The organism is Frankia sp. CgKIO3, assembly GCF_977946435.1.
In genome coordinates this window covers 1-19,873 of record NZ_CDWTMO010000046.1, presented here as the reverse complement: position 1 = coordinate 19,873, position 19,873 = coordinate 1, and the positions used below count along the sequence as shown (strand labels likewise).

The window sequence follows — 19,873 nt, the reverse complement described above, 5'->3', positions numbered from 1 at the left end:
ATAGCACCCCGTACCCGGTTATCGTGACCTTACTGTGTCGAGACCCTCGGGCGGAGAACAGCAATGGTTGCGCGTGCGCATACGCCGGACATGTGCCCGGTCCGCCAGGTCGCGATCGTCAGGAGTACCATATGGACGCCTCGACGGACCGCCGAACGATCATTACCACGAGCGCGCTACTCGGCGTCCTCGGGCCCGCCGAGGCGGTCGGCATGACATCCACGGCGGTGGACAGCCGCGCGGCGCTACACCAGGTCGAGACCGGTCTGGAGACCCTCGCCCGCCGCTGGGAGACCACCGCACCGGCCGACCTGGTCGAGCGCCTCGCGACGCTGGAGCACCATGCGCAGACGATCGGCCGATGGCGGTTGGGCCCAGCCCTGCGCCGGGACTGGATACGAGCGCATGGCCGGATTCTTCTCATGACCTCCGTGGCGCAGGGTGACAACGGCATGGCCAGGCCGGCCACAGTCTCGGCGCGGGCGGCGCTCGTCCTCGCGAAACATGTAAGAGACGCGACGACTGCCGCCCACGCCGGAGTCGTGTTGGCTGAACTCGCCGCTTATTCCTTCCAGAGCACCCGCGACGGGTTGGCACTGGCGCGGGCGGCCCAGGCCACGGCACCACACGCGCACACCGCGATCCTGGCGATGACCACCGAGGCGCACATCATGGCCGCATGCCACCTGCCTACCGACGATATCGTTGCCGTGCTGCGCTCAGCGGGATCGGTCGCGGCAAAGCTCCCGGCAGGTGCGGTGGGCTACAGCCTGGACGGTATCCATCCTGGGTATCTGCCGACATTCGGCGGTGCGGCACTCGTCGTCGCCGGCGCATTGGACGAGGGAAATGAGCGGCTGAGCGAGGCAGCCGAACTATTCAACCGTTCCCGGGCGTCCGGTGCTCTCGCCGCCGTCTGCCTTTACCAGGCATCCGCGGCGATGCACGCACGCGAGCTGGACAAGGCCGAGATCCTCGCGACCAGAGCGCTCGCCGCATCCGCCGTGCGGCCGAGCAGTTGGCTGTCGAACGGAATCCTCTTTCTCGCCGAACGCGCCCGCAGCCAGGGCGCGGACTGGTCCGGACTCGTCATCCAGGCCCAGGAATGGTCCCCACTCTGATCGCGTCGTTGACGTCCGGGGGCGGTCACGACGTCATCCGCCGGCGCGCCCCCTGCGCCGGAGCCTTCCACCGGGACACCGGCGCACGGCGCCCGATCAGCCATGCCAGCCCTGGCCACAATACCGCCGACCGTGAGGGCGCCGGCCGTGAGGGCGCCGGCCGTGAGGGCGCGGCGTCGAGCCCAGGGACGCACACCGGCGCGGAGTCCATGCAGCAGCAGGCCAGCAACAACCATAATCAGAACGACCAACGGCGACAAGATGTTGGAATAATGCAGTTCATTCGACGGGTTGAGGTTTACGGATTTCTGTAGGGCAGTGTTCGAGGCGATCGGCAGCGGCGGCGGTGTCGCCTGAGCGAGAACGGGATAAGAAATAGGCACGGCGGTACATTATCGGGTGGGCGACAATGAGAACCGGGCCGGTGGAGACGAAAGTGCTTCGGCTCGCCCCCACGGTCATCGCCTTGGTCGCGGCCAGCCGCGCCGGGTCCACGCCGACGGGCTGAAACGCTGGGCCCGCTCAGGGATCCGCGCACATCGCGGCGTCAGCCTGTTGCTTGGAGCCGAACAGGTCGGGAATCACCACAATCGGTTCGGGACCTGCCGCCGGGCCGCAGTCGTCGCCCCGGCCGTCCGCCCTGCCGCCCCCGGTCGGACCGGCCTGCGCGGGTGGTCCGGGATCAGTCGACCAGCTCACGGGCGCGGGGAGCAGTCCGCCGGCCGGCCGCGCTTCCGACGGGTTCGACGACGGACGCGGCGCGGTCCGACGGCCGGGCACCGAAGGGTGCAGTCTCCTGTCCTCCGGATCGGGTCCGAAGGCATCCGTCCGATCCGATGCGGTGGGTGGAACCGATGACACCCGCCACCCGCCGTCGGCCGACGGCGGGTGCGCGGGCGAAGACCGGGGCCATGATTCGACGAAAGGTGCGGTCGGATCCCCGGGATAGTCGGGATAGTCGGGATAGGCCGGGTGGGCCGGATCAGCGGCTCCGGCCGGCCTGGCGGGATGGCCGAGCCTGGCGGAGGAGGGCGGACCCCCGGCGGAATCTGGATCGCTCGAAGGGGCGACAAGGCGTGGCAACGTCCGTGCTCCGTCCGTTTCCGGGATTCCGGGAACGGGGTGGACGGGGTCGGGGTAGGTAGACCGGGCCGGGAAGGACGATCGGCTCTGCTCGCGGCGGCCCGCCCACCGGTCGTCGTCCCGATCGTCATCAGCCCTGGCCCGGACGAGCCGATCGGACGACGGTCGATCGGCCTGGATCAGCACGTCGCCCGGGGTGGGCCCGCCGGGCGCGGCGAGCCCGAAGGCGATGACCGCGACCGTGAATCCAGCCGCCGCGACCGCGCCGCTTCGCCGCCGGTCCAGAATTCCGGCCCAGCCGACCCGCCCACGCAGGATGCCTGCGACACCAGTCAGCATCACCATCACCGCAAGCAAAGCGATGATCATCGCAACCGCCGACATCGGGGCCCCCAGGTCGCAGCATCAGCACGAGAACCCGAACCGTAACTCGCCGAAAGTAACGAGACGAATACCAGAACGTCGTGTCGCCCTCCGCGTACCCGGAAAAGTGCGGCAACCGACGGCCTCGAGCGAGAACGATCAGCCGCCCGAGGTGACAGGCTGCTCCGCATCGAGGGACTGCTCTGCTACGACGGGCCCAATGAACCGGCCGCCGTGCCGGCCAGCTGTCCGGTCGCCCTAGGCGAGCCCTCGTTCGTGCGCGGCGGAGCGGACGGCGACCCCGTCCCGGCCGCCGACGGTCCGGCCGCCGGCCTGGAGACGGACCGATCCCCCGGTTCCCTCGGTTGCCGCGACGCCCCCGCGCCGCGGCCCGCACCACTCGATCCAGATGATCCGGGTGAGGGGCGACCGCCGTCGCGTGGTGTCGGGGCCGTGCTGGCTCCTCGGTCGGACCCGGCATGGTCGCGCCCGTCAGGCTTCTGACCGGCGGTTCCGCGACCGCCGACGGTTTCCCGGTCGTCCCCGCCGGTTTCCCGGTCGTCTGGGCGGGTGTCGGGCCGACCATGCGCCGGCGGCGGGGTTCCCGTCGGCCGGGTTCTCGGCGGTGACGTCCCAGACGGCGTCGGCGGCGAGGGCGTCCCAGACGGCGTCGGCGGCGTCGGCGGCAACGTCCCTACCTGCAACGTCCCTACCTGCAACGTCCCCGACGACCGGCCGCCCGCGGGCGACGCCCACGGCGGCCAGGTGTCCCAGGCGGGAGGACGCGACTGCCGGGGTCCGCCGCGGTCATCGGACGGCGCCGGACGATGTGCGGCCCTGTCCGCCTCCGGGTCCCGATCCGCGTCGGTGTCCGCGGGCAACGTGGACCCGGGCTCGGCAGACGTCGCGGATCGCACTGAAAGTGGTGATGCTGGCGTGGACGGTGATGGGAGAGTCGGTGCGGGCAGGACAGCCTGACTCGCGGGCAGGTCCAGATCGTTGCCGTCGCCGACCCCGACTCCTCGGGAGGCGAGCAGCCCGAAAGCGACGAGCGCCGCGGATCCCGCGCCGGCAACCGCGCCTGCCGTACGGCGGTTGGGGATCCACGCCCATTCCGCGCGTCCCCGCACCAGGCCGAGCACGCCCGCGATCAATATCAGCCCGGCAACAGCCAAGCAGAAGAACACCATGGAACCCTCCAGGGCGCAGTCAGCCTCCACCCTAGGGGCACATCCCCCACCTGATGGCGCAGCGTTGATTACGGAGAGTTTCTAGTACCTATCCGCCAAGGTCAGGAAACACCGAGCGAATCATCTCAGGCGCCCATCGGTGGAATTCTGCCGAGAATGTTTGGCACATCAGCGGCATCAGGCAGGGTGCCGAAGGCCAGTCCCCCCTCACCGGCGACTCTCGTGGCGCAGAACGCGTCGGCCACGGCGCCCGGGGCGTAGCGCACCAGCAAGGAGCCCTGCAGGACGACGGCAAGTCGCTCAACGATGCGCCGGGCGGCGAACTCCGCGTCCTCGGACCGGTCGAGGACACCGCGCAACCGGGCCCAGGCCGCGTCCAGCCTGCGGTCCGTGCCACGTGCCGCGTCGATCTCCATGGCGAAGGCGGCGAGGCTGGCCGGTTCCCGGGTGACCGCGCGCAGCACGTCGAGCGCGTTGACGTTGCCCGAGCCCTCCCAGATACCGTTCAGTGGCGCCTCGCGGTAGAGCCTCGGCATCCCGGACTCCTCCACGTAGCCGTTACCTCCCAGGCATTCGAGCGCCTCGGCGGCCAGTGCCGGGGAACGCTTGCACACCCAGTACTTCGCGACGGCGATCGCCAACCGTCTGAACGCTCGTTCCTGACGATCGCCACGGGCCGCCCGGTCAACCGCGCCCGCCACCCGAAGCACCAGGGTCGTCGCGGCCTCGGACTCCAGGGCGAGATCGGCGAGCACATTGCGCATCAGCGGAGCATCGATGAGTAGTCTCCCGAACGCGCGTCGGTGACGTACGTGGTGGGCGGCCGCCATGACGGCCGCACGCATCCCCGCCGCCGAGCCGAGGCTGGCGTCGAGCCGGGTCATCGCCACCATCTCGATGATGGCCCGGACCCCTGCACCCTCCTCGCCGACCAGCCAACCGACCGTGTCGTCGAACTCCGGCTCGCCGCTGGCGTTACTACGGTTACCGAGCTTGTCCTTCAGCCGCGCGATGCGAAAGGTGTTGCGGGCGCCGTCCGGAAGCACCCGTGGCACCCAGAAGCAGGACAGGCCACCGGGGGCCTGGGCCAGGACCAGGAAGACGTCGTTCATCGGGGCGCTGGTGAACCACTTGTGCCCCCGCAGCCGATAGGTCCCGTCGCCCGCCGGCGTCGCCGTCGTCGTGTTAGCACGGACGTCCGAGCCACCCTGCTTCTCCGTCATGCCCATGCCCGCCAGCAGGCCGGCCTTGCCCTCGGGTGGGCGCAAACCCGGATCGTAGACGCGGCTGGTCAGCAACGGTTCGTAGCGGGCGGCGAGCTCCGGGGCGGCGCGCAGCGCCGGCACCACGGCGTAGGTCATCGACACCGGGCACAGATGGCCCTGCTCGACGGTGCCCCAGACCAGGATGTCCGCGGCGCGGGCGACATGGGAGCCGGGACGCGGGTCGGCCCACGGCGCCCCGGCCAGGCCCTCCCGTACCGCGACCTCCATCAGGGCGTGCCAGGAGGGATGGAAGTCCACCTCGTCGACGCGAAACCCATAACGATCATGAGTACGCAGTTGCGGCGGGAACCTGTTCGCCTCGTCGGCCTGGCGGGCGGCCTCCTCGGTGCCGGCCAACCGACCGAGTCGATGCAGATCGTCCGCATGCCAGCCGGCCCCCTCCCGCGCGAGGGCCGCCAGTAGCGCCGGATCGGCCGCCGCATCGTGCCCCACGAGGGGCGGAGGCTGGTTGGTCACCTCATGGGTCCGGGACGAACACGTCCCGGGAACCGCCGTTGTCCGGTTGACGGTGGTCGGCGAGATCACCGGCCCTCCTCTCGGCCGGGCCGCACATCGGCCTCGACAGTGCCGCACATCGACAGTGCCGCACATCGAGCGGGCCGCGTTCGAGCGGGCCGCGTTCGAGCGGGCCGCGTTCGAGCGGGACCCGTCGGCACTGGTGTGAAGCGTGCCACTCCTGGCCGCGTCGGACCAGTCGCATCGCGCGCTCTCGCCGGATCCACGGGCCGTGTGCTCGGTGGGGCCGTGCGGATCACGGCTGTACCGAAGAAGATCCGCTCCCGCGACGAAATCCCACGGCGGACCAGAAACGATCCATGCCGGGTGCCCTGAACAGGTGGGCTGTTCCCAGCCGGCGTCCGGCTATTGCGCCCAAAGGTGTTTACACATTCGGTATCCAACGCCGGGACGATGTCGTCGCGCCCTGATGTCCGGGCACCGGGCCGGATCGAGAACCGGGTAATCGACCGGTAGCCACGCCCAGGCGAAGAAATCCGCATGCTCCGGCCCACCAGAGGCGCGGTGAATCTCCGGGCCGCCGTCCGGGCGAGAATGCCGTTTCCCGTTAAGCCAGGCACCGGCGGAGCGGATCGGAAGCAGCCGACGCACCGCTCGACCAAGCCGCCCCGCGCCCTGTCCGACGCCTCGACGAGGAGCCGGCGAGGCGGGCAGGGGCGGTCACGCGCTCCTAATTCACCCGGCGGTCCCGCCGCCGCGAAGCTCCGCCGGCTCGAGCAACGCACGCGGTGACCAGATGATCATCTTCCGCGATACTCGATCGGGCTAGACCGGCCAGGTGTTACGGAGAGTATTGAATAATGCCGAAGGGAACGAGAAGCATGCGGGGACCGGTCGCGGAAGGTACCAACATCACAGCTCCCCAACCCCGACCGACGGCACCTAGCGTTATATATAGTAACCCATAGTCGAGTTGATGTCGCCTGCCGACTGACCATCCAAGCCTTAAAGTATTCGGAACGACACTTCTAGTAGTCGAATCATCTTCGTTCGGCAATCTCCTCCATCCCACGGACGCGCCGGGTCACCCAGCCCAATACGCCGGTCCGTGTCGGCGCAAGCGGTGGAGTTCTGTCACGGGCAGCGGCCGGTGAAACTCGTGGCACAGATACTCGTATGCTCACCCACTACCGGGATGATTCGACGGCACGGAAAACAGAAAGTCTTCACTCACGGTAAGATCCGTCGAGTCCGGGCACGGTTGTCGGACGGGGCATATAGATGATCAGAGGTGGCCGAATCGGTGGGCGGCAAGCGCCCGGACGAGTCACGGCCGCAATCAGAACCTCAGCGGCCCGGGCCGGATCGCGACTCCGGCGGCGATTCATCCACCCACTGATCGTCGGACTACTCACGGTTGCGGTCCTCGGTACCATGGCAATCTGGACGGGCTCCGATCTGCTGAGCCGGGAGAAGATAGACCGCCTCAACGAACGTTCCCAGCTGGTCGAGCGGCTCGCGCAGTGGGCGGCGATCGTCAACAACCCGGCGGCTATGCAGTCCGCGACCGATCGGACGCCCTTCCAGCCCGGTGACCCCCTGGGGAACGAAGCCCTGCTCCCGCAGCTCCAGATCGCCCACTCCGGCGATGTCATCCGGGTGGTTGCGCTACTCGACACCGCGGGCCATACCACGGCCTCCTATCCACGGGGGAACTCCATAGTCCCCACCAACCTGGGGCAGGCCTGGTCCGCTGCCTGGTCCGGGGTTCCCGCCGTGTCCCCCGTCTTCGCCCTCCACGATGGCCGCGTCAGAGCAACGGTGGTTCCCGTCGGCCGTCCGCGGTCCTGGGCCGTCCTGGTCTCCGTGTCCACCGAGGAGTCCAACCTCCAGTTCACCAACGGGATCGCGGCCCTGCTCGGGGTCGGCCGGGGCAGCATGTCGACGGTCGGCCCGGACGGGGTACCAATCGCCTCCACCGAGCCGGGCATGCTGGGTCGGCAGGTCCTCTCGACCGCCGATCTCTCCCGCTCCCAAGCCCAGCGTGGCGGTGCGCGGATCTGGGAGACAACCGAGAACGGCAAGAGGATCACAAACATCACGGCGGTGCAGCCGACGACGGGGTACCTGACCTACTTCCGGCAGGCCACGGACTCGCTGAACGCCGACCTCCGGGCCCGACGGAACCAACGGAATCTGACGTTGCTGGCCTTCACGCTGACGTCGGTCCTAAGCATCATCTTCGTCGGCCTGCTGCGGGAGGCGGCGGCTCGGCGTTCCCGGGCCGGGCTGTGCGCGTTGTTCGCGGCGGCCCATGACATCGTGCTGACAACCGACCTCACCGGACGGCTCACGTTCATCAGCCCCGCGATCGTCCCGTTACTCGGCCATTCCCGGGAGGCCTGGCTCGGGCGCAGGGTCGCGGATCTGGTGCACCCGGACGACGCGCACCGGCTCGTACGATTGATCGAAAACCCCGCTGCCGGGTCCCTGCTCAACATTCGGATGACGGCGGCGAACGGCACACCCCGGTGGTTCGACGTCGCGACCCGCCGCCTGTCCACCCGGGACGGATCCGGCGAGGTGCTGATCACCTGCCATGCGGTCGGTAAACGGAAGCAGCTGTTGGACCAGCTCGGCTATCAGGCGCGCCATGACGTACTCACCGGGCTGTGTAACCGGACCGCCTTCGAGGAGCAGCTCGAGGATGCCCTCGCCGCGGCTGCGGGCGTCGCGGTCCTGTTCATCGACCTCGACAGCTTCAAGCCGGTCAACGACACCTTCGGCCACGCGGCCGGCGACCGGGTGCTGCAGGTCATCGGTGGACGGATCCGAACAGTGCTGGGCCCCGACGATGTCGCCGGGAGGTTCGGCGGCGACGAGTTCGGGATCCTGCTGCGGCGCGCGAACGAAATCGCCGCTCGCACCATGGCCGGTCGGGTCATCCACGCGGTACGGGAACCGATTCTCGTCGACGGCTACGAAGTCTGCGTCGCCGCAAGCATCGGAGTAGCGCTGGCCGTCAGCCGGCCCAGCCATTCCGGGCGGCTGCTGCGCGCCGCCGACGAGGCCATGTATAAGGCCAAGCAGGCTGGTCCGGGACGATATGCCATGGCGGACCCCCTGGCGGCCGAGACCACCACGGTGGAGCCCGCGGTAACCAGGCCCACCGCCGTCCAGTGCACGCCGGCCGAGACCGCCACGCTCGAAGCGCCCGCACCGTCCGCGCCCGTGCTCCTCGCCACTGACGAGATCACGCCGCGATCCCCGGTCATCCGACCGCGCTCGATGTCCTTCCCAGCCTTACCCAGATCCCCAGGCCCGTCCAGATCCCCAGGCGCATCCGGATCGTCACCCGCGGGCCGGACCGGGCATCTGCTGTTTCCTCGACGCTGGCGGACAACCGTGCGCGAGCAGCTGGGGCGAGCCATCCCACTGCTCGTGCTGGGGACCGTCATCCTGGCCGCCACGGCGGTCACTCTGGAGATCGAAGATGCCAACCGGCGGCGAGACGAGGCCCAGCACATCGCCGAGGCTCACTCCCTCGTCCTCCGTCTGGCCGAGTATGTCGCGGACCTGGGCCAACCCGTGGGCCTGATCGACCCGATCTCCAGGCTTCCCTGGTCGCTGACCGAACCCGCCGTCGACCAGCGGGTGCTGGCCTCGGTCTCCCGGTCGGCGTTCGCGGGCCCCGACACCGTTCTGGCACTGGTCGATCTCGACGGCAGGCCGACGGCGGTCCAACCCGCCGGCGCAACGATCCCGTTCCCCCTGCGGGACCAGATCTGGGCTCTCGCCCGCACCAGCGGAATCAACATCCCTGTTTTCCACCTGGGCGATCGGGTTCGGGCGTACAGCATCGTGCCGATCGTGCGGGGCGGACGCAGCGCCGCGTTCCTGGTCATGGGTAGGCCGGGAGCCGGGATGCCGGGAGCCGAGATGGTCCGCATCTTTGGCGGCGGGGGCACCGGGACGAGCGGCACCGGAGAGGGCACCCGGATCGTCATCGTCGACGAGACCGGGCGCATCGCCCTGTCCGACGATCCGTCCGCGGTCGGGATCGCCATGACTGACGGCACGGAGCTGCGGTCAATCAGGCCAGGCCAGAGCCGGCGGGTGACGGTACGCAACGGCGGCGGTCACATCGCCGTTGCCGCCGCGATCCCCGGCCATCCCACATGGGGGTACCTCATCCTGCAACAGGACGGCCCACTGCCGCACGACCCGCGAGACAACCATGCCGTCGGCGATCTGCTGCTGCTCGGCATCGTGGCCGTCACGTTCTCAGGCCTGACAAAAATGATCTTCCGGGGAGAGCAGGCGATCCGGCGCGACCGGGCGCGGCTGCAGACCCTGGTGCACGAGTCGCACGACATCATCGTCAACCTGGACCGTGCGGGCCGGCCGACCTTCATCAGCTCGGCGGTCGAGAGCCTGCTCGGCTACCCGGTCGAGGCCATGATCGGGCTGCCGCTCATCGACCTGGTCCATCCCGAGGACCAGGCGGCGACGCGGGCCTTCCTCGCGGACCGGCAGTGTGGTGGACCGGGGTCCCTTCTGGACGTCCGCATGCGGACGGTCAACGGCGGCCATCGCTGGTTCGACATCGAGGCCGGCGCCTGGCGGCCCGCGTCCGGGCCGGGCCGCTTCGACGGTGGTGTCCTGCTTACCTGCCACGAGATCAGCGAACGTCGTCAGTTGCAGGAGCAGCTACGGAAACGTGCCACCCACGACCCGTTGACCGGCCTGCCGAACAGGGCGGCGCTTACCGAATTCCTCGATCAACTGGCTCGGGAGCAGACTCCGTTCGCGGTTCTGCTCATCGATCTGGATGACTTCAAACCGATCAACGACACGTTCGGTCACCAGGTGGGCGACGATGTGCTGTGCACGGTCGCCACTCGGTTGGCCGACGTCCTCGCCCCGGGCCCGTCGGCGGCCAGCGCGGGACCGGTCGAGACGATCGGTCCCGCGCTGATCGGCCCCGAGACGATCTGGCCGGAAGCACGTGCCGGGCAGGCGTTCCGACTCGGCGGTGACGAGTTCGTCATTGTGCTGCCCGGGGCCGACTCCCTGACGATGCGTCAGACCGAGCAGCGGGTGCGCGAGTTCATCGAGGCGCCCCTCACCGTGGCCGGCAACACCCTTGTGGTCAGAGCGACGATCGGCCTGGCGTCCTCGCAGGCCGTCGAGGGCGCCGGCTCGCACAGTCCCGAGAGCGTGGTCCGGCATGCCGATGCGGACATGTACGAGGCGAAGACGAGCGCCCGGGCCCGACGTTCCATCTCCCCCGCGGCGCGATGACCCCCGCAGCCTCCGCCAGCCTGGGACGCTGGGCGACGTCAGCCGGCAGAGCGGGGCGGATCCATGCTGAGGAGGTCGCCGGCGCGGTGCGATGGCTCTGCTCACCCGAGGCTTCCTACGTCACCGGAGCAATACTCGACGTGACCGGTGGGCGGTGACCATGTGCCACCGGGCACCGGTTATCGGGCACCGCCCCCCGCCAGCCGGTAAATAACCAGCGCCTCGGGGTGCTGTCGGGCGTGGCGGGCCACGGCTCGTCGGTAGGAGCCGGTGGCCCACCGCATGGTCCAGGTCACGCCGACTAGATCAAGCAGGGTTCCGAGACGCCGGTTGAGATCTTCCCGGGCTTCCTCCTCGGCGATGCGGGCAGCGTTCATCACGGTCTCCACGCCAAACGCGCAGTGCATTCCCGCGGTCCACCGTGCCCAGCTCGACCATCGATCCGGGGCCGCGATGAGCACGAGGTACGCGTCGAGCTTCGCGGCAAGGTCAGCGGCCAGCAGGACATCGGCCATATCCGACAAGTCTCCGATACGAAGACCGACGACGAGATGACGCTCCATCCGGACCTGCGAGTCCACTTCGGTACGCTCTGCCCGTTCCACGCTTCCTCCCGCGTTTCCTTTCTCCCGAGGCCCTCGGTCGCCCTGTCGACGTGCGCGGGATTGTCGCGCTTCACAGCCGGTGATGTCGAAGTTACCGACACATCGCCAGTACCCACTCGACCCACAGATCACATGTTCCGGAACGCGTTTGTCGGCAGCCTGGTATGGCCGGCTGCCGGATAATGCCGATGTTGCCGGATCAATGTTGGTCGTCGCCCGCCCGGTCGTACCGGTCGATTGTGACCGCGCCCACCGGAAAGGGGAAGGGTCTCGCCGTATTCGACGCACGCACATGCTCTCGGGACGGACCATCCGCCAGATGCACAGCGCGCCGAACGCATCCGCGTACGGGAGGTGATTTGTCGGCACCTGGGCCCCGGACCTGCAAGGATAGCGGCGCGGGAAGCCCGGATCACTTGCCGGCCCGGGATGGGATCCATGATTAGGCGCGCGTCTCTTTATCGTAAAGGAGCATGCTATGTCCATATTGGACCGGTTCCGGGTGGACGGCCGGGTCGCCGTCGTCACCGGGGCGTCCTCCGGTCTCGGGGTGGACTTCGCCCGGGGCCTGGCCGAGGCCGGCGCGGACGTGGCCCTGGGCGCCCGCCGGACCGACCGGCTCACCACCACCGCCGAGCTCGTAGAGAAGGAGGGCCGCCGCGCCCTGCCGGTCGCCACCGACGTCGCCGACCCCGCCTCCTGCGAACACCTCGTCGCCGCCGCGATGGAGACCTTCGGCCGGGTCGACATCCTGGTCAACAACGCCGGGATCGGCACCGCCGTCCCCGCGCTCAAGGAGACCCCGCAGCAGTTCCGCTCCGTCATCGACGTCAACCTGGGCGGCTGCTATTGGATGGCGCAGGCGGCGGCGCGGGTCATGCGACCCGGCAGCAGCATCGTCAACATCTCCAGCGTCCTCGGCCTGACGACCGCCGGCCTGCCGCAGGCGGCCTACACGGCGAGCAAGGCCGCCCTCGTCGGCCTCACCCGCGATCTGGCCCAGCAATGGACCGGCCGGCGCGGCATCCGGGTGAATGCGCTGGCGCCGGGTTTCTTCCGCTCTGAGATGACCGACCAGTACCAGCCCGAGTACCTCGAGACCCAGTCGGCGAGGATTCTCCGCGGACGCATCGGTGAACCGGAGGAACTGACTGCGGCGCTTCTCTTCCTGGCCTCCGACGCCGGCAGTTTCGTCACGGGGCAGACCCTCGCCGTTGATGGCGGTTTCACCATCACCTGAGCCCTCCGTCCATATTGTCCGGCTCGCCGGAAACACCCGCCAATCAGGTCTCGAGCGGCATGATTTCGGCGGCGAAGGCGTCGAAGAAATCCGGCCATCCGCCGGGCGTCGTGACCGGATGAAAGACGAACTTGCTCATCCCGGCGGCGAGATACTCGGCGATCAACGAGCGCGCCACGTCCCGCCCGGCCGGAAGTAGCCGCTCCGGGATGACCTGCGGATAGCGCCGCCGCAACGCCGCGAACGCCTCGTCGAACACCTCCCCGCGGCGCCCGTCGGGTACGGGGCAGGAACGGCGGAACGCCATCGACCCGGCGACCCCCAGGAGATCAGACCCGGCGGCCGTCGATGCCGGGCACCGTCGCCAGCTCGTGGCGCAGTTCAGCCAGCACCCCGGCGACCAGCGGTTCCCGCAGGACGCCGCGGTGGTCCCCGCCGATCCGGCGGATCGCGGCGGGTCCGGTCAGGACGCCCCGCCAGGCCTCGATCTCGTCGTGGTCGTCGGCGAGCCAGACCGCCGTCCGGCCATCGTAGGTGCGGGGGCGGTAGGTCATCGTCAGGATGCGCCCCTGGTTGTAGAAGACGTCGTACTGGTGCATCCCCCGGAAGCGGACCACGCCGGCAAGCGGCAGCTCGACGAGCTGCCGCAGGCGGTCGACCATCACCGCGGGGTCAGCGTAGGCCCGTCGTCGGCGGCGAGTGGGCCGATCCCCCGACCGGCGTCGGGCGGCGCCGGGGAGTCCGGATGCGCTCCCTCCAACTGACTGGTCGGCACGATCGCCCCGGATCGGGTCAGCCGCGAGGTACCCGGCAGGTAGGTGTCGATCAACGCCAGCAGGCCGACCTCGTGGCCCGCCTTCCGGAGGACCTGCGCGACCTCGAACGCGATCAGTCCGCCGAAGGAGTGCCCGGCCAGCAGGTAGGGACCCGTCGGCTGGAGAAGACGGATCTCCCCCACGTGCCGCCGGGCGGCGGCCGACACCGACCAGTCGGGGATGCCCCGCCGTTCCAGGGCGTGCGCCTGCATCCCGTAGACCCGCCGTTCGCCCGCGAAGTACCGGGCGAACGGGAGCAGACCGATCGCCGGCCCACCGGCCTCCGGGAAGCAGAACAACGGGGTGCCGGAACCGCCGGGCGTCAGCGGCATCACGGTGGGATGCCCGACGGACTCGCTCTGCCGGGCGGCCCACACCTCGGCGAACGCGGCGGGCGTCGGCGCCTGGACGACCACGGAGCTCGGCAGCCGGACCCCGAACTCGTCGCACAGGGTCGCCACCAGCTCCTGCGCGGTCGCCGCATCACCGCCAAGGGCGGTGAAGTCGTCATGCAGACCGACGGTCTCGAGGCCGAGCACGCGGGCCCACAACAGGGCCGCGGCCACCTGATACGGATCGGCCGCAGACATGCCCGGCAACGACATCACCCCACAGGACTAGGCGAAGAGCACATTGAACACCACCAGTCAAGATCATCGATACGCCGGCCGGGCGTTCGCGGGAACCCGTGATCGAGGCCCACGGCGGTGAGCCTGGTCCCGCCGGTCGGCCCACTCCCCGGTGGGGTGGCCGGTTCCCCGATGGGGTGACCCGTCCTCGTCGGGCATTGACGGCTCGGCGTCGGGCGCTCACCGTAGACGTGTGGGTGATGTGGGCAGACCGGAACGGATCGTCGAAGACGAGCCGATCAGCTTTCCCGACTCCGAGCCGCTGACCATCCCGGTCCCGGCCGCGCCGGAACCGGACCTGGAACCGGTTCCCGGGTGAGCCTGCTCGGCTGGCGGCAGTGGGCGGTGGACGCGCACGGCCAGCTACGCCCTGCCTGGACGCCGTGGTCGCCGTTTCCACCCGGGCTACTGCTCTGGCGCGCCGACGGCATGACCGAGGCACATTGCTTGCGCACCCGCCGGCCGGACCGGGACGTCGAGCCCGGCGAGCCCGGCGCGGGCCACGAACGGGTCCCGGACGAGCACTGCGCCTGCGGCCTGTACGCCTGGCGGGACCCGAGCATCCTGGCCGCCGCCCGCCCGCCCCGCTGGACCTCCCTGCCGTACGTCGTCGGAGTGGTCCGGCTCGGGGGGCGGGTCATCGTCGGTGAACGGGGCTATCGCGCGGAGCGTGGCTATCCCGTCGCCGTGCTTGACCGCGACGGCGTCGTCTCCGACGACTACGCCGTCGCGCGCTATCGCAGCTGCGCCGCGTTGGTGGCGGAATGGGCGGATCCGAGCGCCACGTCCCGCGGCCAGGACCGGGCAGCCGGGTAGTACCGCGCGCCGCACCAGAACGGCCCGGACAGCCGAACACCGGGAACCGCCGGAACCTCGAGAACGACCGCCGCCTCGAGAACGACCGCGACCGCCGGCCCGGGAAACCGGCGAGGGTTTCCGCACCCGGCCGAGGAACTCTCCCTCGGTGGGTATCTCTCCCCGTGTCGTATCGCGGGTAGACCGTTACCCCACACCGCCAAATAGTCACGCTATGTAGCCATGGAGGCAATCAGGGCGATTATGGTCGTGAACGCCCCGTACATCCCGTCCGCAGGGGGCGGATCGGGGTCGACGGGCACACGAGGGGGGCCGTCGTGACGCAATCCGAAACCGCAGGGACCGCCGGAGGTATCTCCGATCGCGGCACCGATCATGCCCCCGGCCACGGTGCACACCCGGCGCCGGCGATCCGGTCCTGGCGGATCCAGGTTCCTCCGCCGCTGTTGGTCGCGGTGGGATACCTAGCGGTGGCCGTTTGCATCTTCCACTCCGCCTGGGGGAATCTCGGGAACGTCTCCTACGGCGGCAACGACGCCATGCTGTTCGCCTGGTTCCTCGGCTGGACGCCGCACGCGCTCGCCGACGGGCTCAACCCGTTCCTGACGCACCACATCAACGTCCCCGACGGGGCCGACGTCCTGTGGAGCACACCCGTGCTCCTACTGGGCGCGCTGGCCGCACCAATCACGCTGCTGGGCGGCCCCGTGACCACGCTGACGGTGCTGCTGACCCTGGCGCCCGTGATCAGCGGATTCGCCCTGTTCTGGGTGCTGCGCCGATGGGTACGCCCGGGACCGGCGGCGCTGGCCGACCTGCTGTACGGCTTCGGACCGTACATGATCGGCGCGTCCTACGGTCATCTGCATCTGACCTTCGCACCGTTCCCGCCGGTTCTCCTGCTACTCCTCGACGATCTCGTGGTCCGCGGGCGGGGGCCGCGGCGCACCGGCGTCCTGCTCGGTCTGGCGATCACCGCCCAGGCGCTGATCGGCGAGGAGCTGCTCGCCACATCCGCGCTGGCAGCCACGTTCGGTCTTGTGATCCTCGCCGTACATCATCGCGATCGGATCCGATCGCGGCTACGACCGGCCCTGACCGGCCTCGCCACGGCCGGCGGAGTCGCCGCGGCCGCGCTCGCCTGGCCGCTGGGCACCCAGTTCCTGGGTGCCCAGCGGATCCACGGCTCGATCCAACCCGATGGAATCGCCGTGACGGATCTGCTGACCTTCGTCACGCCGACGCCGATGCAGGCCGTCGCCCCGGACGACGCGCTGCGCCACAGCCTCGGTTTCACGGGAAACGCGGTCGAGGTCAGCGGTTATCTGGGCGCTCCACTGATCGTCCTGATCATCGTGGTCGTCATGGTCGTCGTCACGACGGGTGGTGCGCGCCGGCCTCCGCTGGTCGGGGTGTTCGCTCCCCTCGGCGTGGTCATGGCCGTGCTCTCCCTCGGCGGTCACCTGCATGTCGACGGCCGGGACACCGGCGTTCCCCTCCCGTGGCTGCCCCTTCAGCACGTGCCGGTGCTCGGGAACGCGTTGCCCTCCCGCCTGGCGTTATACGTGATGATGTGCGCGGCCATCGTGGTGGCGACCGGGCTCGACCGGCTGCCGTCGAACCGGACGGCGCCCGCCGACCTGGACCCCGGACGGGGGATCCCCGCTCCCACCCGGACCAGGACCGTCCGGGTGGGAGCCGGCGTGCTGACACTCTCTGCCCCGGTGGCACTCGTCCCCGCCCCGATGCTCACCACGTCGATGACGACGCCCGCGTTCTTCACTGGTGACGGGGTGACCCTGATTCCGGAGGGTGCCACCGCACTCGTCGTCCCCTTTCCCCATCCCCAGAACGCCGAGGCCATGCTGTGGCAAGCCAGGGCGAACTTCCGGTTCGTCATCCCCGGCTACTACTGCACCGTCCCCGGGCCCGACGGCCGGGCGGCGTTGCACAGCCCGCCGGACGCGCTGACGTCCGCCCTCATCGACATCGACAACGGCGCGACGACCGCCGCTGCCATGTCGGGATCGCCGCGGCTCCGGGCGGCCTACAAACGGCTGGCCCCGGACGCCGTCGTGCTGGGACCGGCGCGACGGACCGCCGAGCTACGCACGCTGCTGCGCGAACTCGTCGGCGTGGCTCCCCGCCGCGTCGGCGGAGTCGACCTGTGGCTCCCAGGCCGGGAAGCCGGACGTTGACCTCGCCACCGGTGACCCCGTGTCGTCCACCGGACAAGCCCGAAGGCCCGCAGGGAATCGCACCCCGGAAGAGTTTCCGAGAAGCTGGCAGCCGGGCGCTTTACCACCGCACCCCGGCCGTGAACCTGCTCTGCCGATTCCTCTACGATTTCCCGCATTCCGCGACCATGGTCGTCAGTGATCCACATCCCAGAGCGGAGGATGCGCGGTGTCGACGGACCAACCGGCCGGGTCCCGGCCGGAAAGGCTGACCCGACGGCAACGCCTCACCGTGGTGATCGGTGTGGTTCTCGCCGTCGCCGTCGTCACTTCGGTCGTTGCCACGTCCGATCGTTCCAGGGCGGCCGCCTGGCCGCCGGCGGGCCGATCCGCCTGTGCTTCGGTACAGATCTTCACCGGCAACGTCGGGTCACCTTAGAATCAGTTTGCCCGGGTACTGCGGACCCGGTTGCAAGCCGCCCCGGAACACTTCGACGTGGACGTCGTGGAAACAGCGGGTTCCACGGAGAACATCTATGACCTGGAATCACCCGACAGCCGCGTCTGCGGGTTGGTGATCGCGCAGCTCAACACGACGGTCGACGCGGCGGAGGGGGTCAACCAGTTCGATCCGAACCGCGGTGGCCACCCGGTGGCGGGTCTGCGCACCCTCGGCCCCGTCCATCAGGACCTGCTGCACGTGATCGTGCGCGGCCCCACCAGCAGGTCGGATGACGTCGACATCACCCGCTTCGCCGATCTCTGCCATCGACCCATCGCCGCCGGCCGGCCGGGATCGGGGGTCCGGCAGATCAGCGAGGTGCTCCTGCGGGTGGCCCTGTCCGAGGACTGCCGCGGCGAGCTGGACGAATCCTCCATCGACGAGGCCCTGCGCCGCCTGTCCGCCGGGAAGGTGAACGCGGTGGTCTGGGCGGGCGGAGCCGGAACCCGGCAGATCAAGAACGCCATCGCCGGTGGCGCCCGGCTGCGCCTGCTCGACCTGTCCAAGCTACCAGGACGGCATCACCGCCGACTGGGACTAGTTCTACCGGTCCCGCGGGCACTTCTTCGCCGGGCCGGTCTTCGGCACCGGAAGCCTCGGGCCCGACGACTACCGGGAGATCCCGCCGGTCCGGACCGTCACAATCCCCAACGGCCTGCTCGCCCATGCGGACGCCGATCCGGTACTGGTCAGGCGGGCGACCGCCGAACTGTTCCGGGATCCGCAGGACTACGCAGAGGCGCTGTGGGGCGACAACCCCGGGGGACGGACGGTCCCGGACGCGCTGTCCGTCTACGAAGGACCGCTTTTCTGCTATATACCGTTGCATCGGGCCGCCACGGAATACTACGTTCAGAGATTCCGACGCCCACCGGGCTGTGGTGCGACGTGACAGCGCCGCCAAAGGCAGCGCCGCCGGGGACAGTGCTGCCGGGGACAGGGACGCTCGAGGACCAGCCGTGCTAAGACCACTGAACGACACCGACCCGCGGGTGATAGGGCCCTATCGCCTGCACAATCGCATCGGCGCCGGCGGCATGGGCGTTGTTTACCTGGGATTCGGGCCGGACGACCAACCCGTCGCGGTAAAGGTGCCGCACGAGGTGCATGCCAGTGACCCCGAGTTCCGTGCCCGCTTCCGTTCCGAGGTCTCGGCTGCCCGGGACGTGCAGGCCGATACCGTCGCCCGGGTGATCAGGGCCGAGGTGGACGGGCCGAAGCCCTGGCTCGCGACCGAATACGTGGCGGGCCCCACCCTGCACGCCGCCGTCCAGGAGAGCGGCCCGCTCACGGGCCGCTCTCTGGATGGGCTCGCGATCGGTCTCGCCACGGCCCTCGAGGCGATCCACACCGCCGGCGTGGTGCATCGCGACCTCAAACCGGCGAACATCGTGATGTCCTGGGCCAGTCCCAAGGTCATCGACTTCGGGGTGGCCCGGTCGGCCGATTACACCGGCGACACCCAGGCGGGCGAACTCGTCGGGACCGTGGCCTGGATGGCCCCCGAGCAGATCAACGGCCAGCAGGCGGGATCGGCCGCGGACGTCTTCGCCTGGGGATGCTGCGTGGTCTTCGCCGCGACTGGGCGACGCCCCTTCCGCGGCGAGGCGCCGGAGATCGTGGCACTGCACATCAGCTCGACCGAACCGGAGCTCGACGGCGTGCCCGAGCGGCTGCTCGGTCCCGTTCGCCGCGCCCTGACAAAGAACCCCGGGCACCGGCCCTCCGCCGGCGAGCTCGTCCGCCTGCTCACCCAGCGGCTCTCCCCCGGGGAGACGGCCGACGCCAGCAACGGCGTCCCCCCGGTCACGGCCGCGGAACCGAACCGCGAGCAGACCCGGCCGACCCCGAATCCCGGCCCGCCGGCAACCCCTCCCCCCAAACCCTCACCCGTCCCGACGCCGCCATTTCCCCCAGCCGGGCCCGCGCGTCCTTCACGTCCTTCACGTCCTTTCCGGTCCTCGTCACGGTCATCGGTCCTGACCGCGCTGCTCACCCTGACCGGTCTGGCCGCTGCAGCCGGGGTCTGGGCCGCTGGGACCGAGCGGACCGGCCATGCCGTCGTTGGACCGGTGGCCGCCACGATGATCGGCTTCATCTGCGGACAAATGACCTTCCTGAGTGACCGCCGGATCGGCGTCCTGACGACCGTGGCCGCGGCGGTGAGCGGGTCAGGGGCCGGTCTGCTGCTCGCGCGCGTCCTGGATGTCGACGAGCCGAATCGGGTACTGCTGTCGGTTGCCGGCGCCCTGATCGTCGCCACGGCCTTCGCGGGCGCCATGGCGC

Annotated in this window: 15 protein-coding genes; 9 read left to right on the top strand and 6 right to left on the bottom strand. The window is 69.8% G+C overall.

Going from position 1 to position 19,873, the window contains the following annotated elements; all coding sequences use genetic code 11:
• Positions 1–131 precede the first annotated feature (131 nt).
• Positions 132–1,121: a hypothetical protein gene (locus AC08OJ_RS07760; RefSeq protein WP_476591865.1), complete on the top strand. Its 990-nt coding sequence runs from the start codon at positions 132–134 to the stop codon at positions 1,119–1,121.
• A gap of 522 nt (positions 1,122–1,643) precedes the next feature.
• Here AC08OJ_RS07760 and AC08OJ_RS07755 read toward each other — a convergent pair.
• On the bottom strand, positions 1,644–2,573 hold the full coding sequence (locus AC08OJ_RS07755) for a hypothetical protein (RefSeq protein ID WP_476595386.1): 930 nt from the start codon (positions 2,571–2,573) through the stop codon (positions 1,644–1,646).
• Positions 2,574–3,882: 1,309 nt separating this feature from the next.
• Positions 3,883–5,568, bottom strand: coding sequence for an acyl-CoA dehydrogenase family protein (locus AC08OJ_RS07750; RefSeq protein ID WP_476595385.1), 1,686 nt, complete (start codon positions 5,566–5,568; stop codon positions 3,883–3,885).
• Between AC08OJ_RS07750 and AC08OJ_RS07745 the strand changes: the two genes are divergently transcribed.
• From AC08OJ_RS07745 to AC08OJ_RS07735, 3 genes are all read left to right on the top strand, one after another.
• Complete coding sequence (locus tag AC08OJ_RS07745) at positions 5,492–5,707, top strand: hypothetical protein (protein WP_476595388.1); 216 nt, start codon at positions 5,492–5,494, stop codon at positions 5,705–5,707. The two genes, AC08OJ_RS07750 and AC08OJ_RS07745, sit on opposite strands and share 77 nt — an antisense overlap.
• Before the next feature lie 1,226 nt (positions 5,708–6,933).
• Positions 6,934–10,803: a diguanylate cyclase domain-containing protein gene (locus AC08OJ_RS07740; RefSeq protein WP_476595384.1), complete on the top strand. Its 3,870-nt coding sequence runs from the start codon at positions 6,934–6,936 to the stop codon at positions 10,801–10,803.
• Positions 10,800–10,961, top strand: coding sequence for an SDR family oxidoreductase (locus AC08OJ_RS07735; RefSeq protein WP_462188879.1), 162 nt, complete (start codon positions 10,800–10,802; stop codon positions 10,959–10,961). The genes AC08OJ_RS07740 and AC08OJ_RS07735 overlap by 4 nt, the downstream gene beginning before the upstream one ends.
• A gap of 21 nt (positions 10,962–10,982) precedes the next feature.
• Here the strand turns inward: AC08OJ_RS07735 and AC08OJ_RS07730 are convergent, their stop codons facing one another.
• Positions 10,983–11,384, bottom strand: a complete 402-nt coding sequence (locus AC08OJ_RS07730; protein ID WP_476595383.1) for a hypothetical protein — start codon at positions 11,382–11,384, stop codon at positions 10,983–10,985.
• Between the two features lie 502 nt (positions 11,385–11,886).
• On the opposite strand from AC08OJ_RS07730, the gene AC08OJ_RS07725 reads away from it, so the two are divergent.
• Entirely contained in the window at positions 11,887–12,648 is a 762-nt protein-coding gene (locus tag AC08OJ_RS07725; RefSeq protein ID WP_476591870.1) for an SDR family NAD(P)-dependent oxidoreductase, read from the top strand.
• A gap of 43 nt (positions 12,649–12,691) precedes the next feature.
• On the opposite strand, the gene AC08OJ_RS07720 is transcribed toward AC08OJ_RS07725, so the two are convergent.
• From AC08OJ_RS07720 to AC08OJ_RS07710, 3 genes are read right to left on the bottom strand one after another with little or no spacing between them, the layout of a single operon-like run.
• Positions 12,692–12,955, bottom strand: a complete 264-nt coding sequence (locus tag AC08OJ_RS07720) for a hypothetical protein (RefSeq protein WP_476591871.1) — start codon at positions 12,953–12,955, stop codon at positions 12,692–12,694.
• A gap of 22 nt (positions 12,956–12,977) precedes the next feature.
• Entirely contained in the window at positions 12,978–13,313 is a 336-nt protein-coding gene (locus AC08OJ_RS07715) for a hypothetical protein (protein WP_476595382.1), read from the bottom strand.
• The gene (locus tag AC08OJ_RS07710) at positions 13,310–14,053 is read right to left on the bottom strand and encodes a thioesterase domain-containing protein (protein ID WP_476595381.1); all 744 of its coding nucleotides are present in this window, start codon (positions 14,051–14,053) and stop codon (positions 13,310–13,312) included. The genes AC08OJ_RS07715 and AC08OJ_RS07710 overlap by 4 nt, the downstream gene beginning before the upstream one ends.
• Before the next feature lie 354 nt (positions 14,054–14,407).
• Here AC08OJ_RS07710 and AC08OJ_RS07705 point away from each other — a divergent pair, with 354 nt between their 5' ends.
• From AC08OJ_RS07705 to AC08OJ_RS07690, 4 genes are all read left to right on the top strand, one after another.
• Complete coding sequence (locus tag AC08OJ_RS07705) at positions 14,408–14,908, top strand: hypothetical protein (RefSeq protein WP_462188875.1); 501 nt, start codon at positions 14,408–14,410, stop codon at positions 14,906–14,908.
• 470 nt (positions 14,909–15,378) lie between these two features.
• Positions 15,379–17,106 carry a hypothetical protein gene (locus tag AC08OJ_RS07700; protein ID WP_476595380.1) on the top strand — a complete coding sequence of 576 codons (1,728 nt, stop codon included), beginning with the start codon at positions 15,379–15,381 and terminating at the stop codon, positions 17,104–17,106.
• A 484-nt stretch (positions 17,107–17,590) separates the two neighbouring features.
• A complete protein-coding gene (locus tag AC08OJ_RS07695; protein ID WP_476595379.1) occupies positions 17,591–18,553 on the top strand; it encodes a TAXI family TRAP transporter solute-binding subunit in 963 nt (320 codons plus the stop codon).
• Positions 18,547–19,873, top strand: a 1,327-nt coding sequence (locus AC08OJ_RS07690; RefSeq protein WP_476595378.1) for a serine/threonine-protein kinase, incomplete at its 3' end; no start/stop codon positions are given. The genes AC08OJ_RS07695 and AC08OJ_RS07690, both read left to right, overlap by 7 nt.

Coding starts and splice junctions, on each gene's coding strand:
- AC08OJ_RS07760 (WP_476591865.1), top strand. CDS start 132: ATGGACGCCTCGACGGACCGCCGAACGATCATTACCACGAGCGCGCTA.
- AC08OJ_RS07755 (WP_476595386.1), bottom strand. CDS start 2,573: ATGATCATCGCTTTGCTTGCGGTGATGGTGATGCTGACTGGTGTCGCA.
- AC08OJ_RS07740 (WP_476595384.1), top strand. CDS start 6,934: ATGGCAATCTGGACGGGCTCCGATCTGCTGAGCCGGGAGAAGATAGAC.
- AC08OJ_RS07735 (WP_462188879.1), top strand. CDS start 10,800: ATGACCCCCGCAGCCTCCGCCAGCCTGGGACGCTGGGCGACGTCAGCC.
- AC08OJ_RS07725 (WP_476591870.1), top strand. CDS start 11,887: ATGTCCATATTGGACCGGTTCCGGGTGGACGGCCGGGTCGCCGTCGTC.
- AC08OJ_RS07720 (WP_476591871.1), bottom strand. CDS start 12,955: ATGGCGTTCCGCCGTTCCTGCCCCGTACCCGACGGGCGCCGCGGGGAG.
- AC08OJ_RS07710 (WP_476595381.1), bottom strand. CDS start 14,053: ATGTCTGCGGCCGATCCGTATCAGGTGGCCGCGGCCCTGTTGTGGGCC.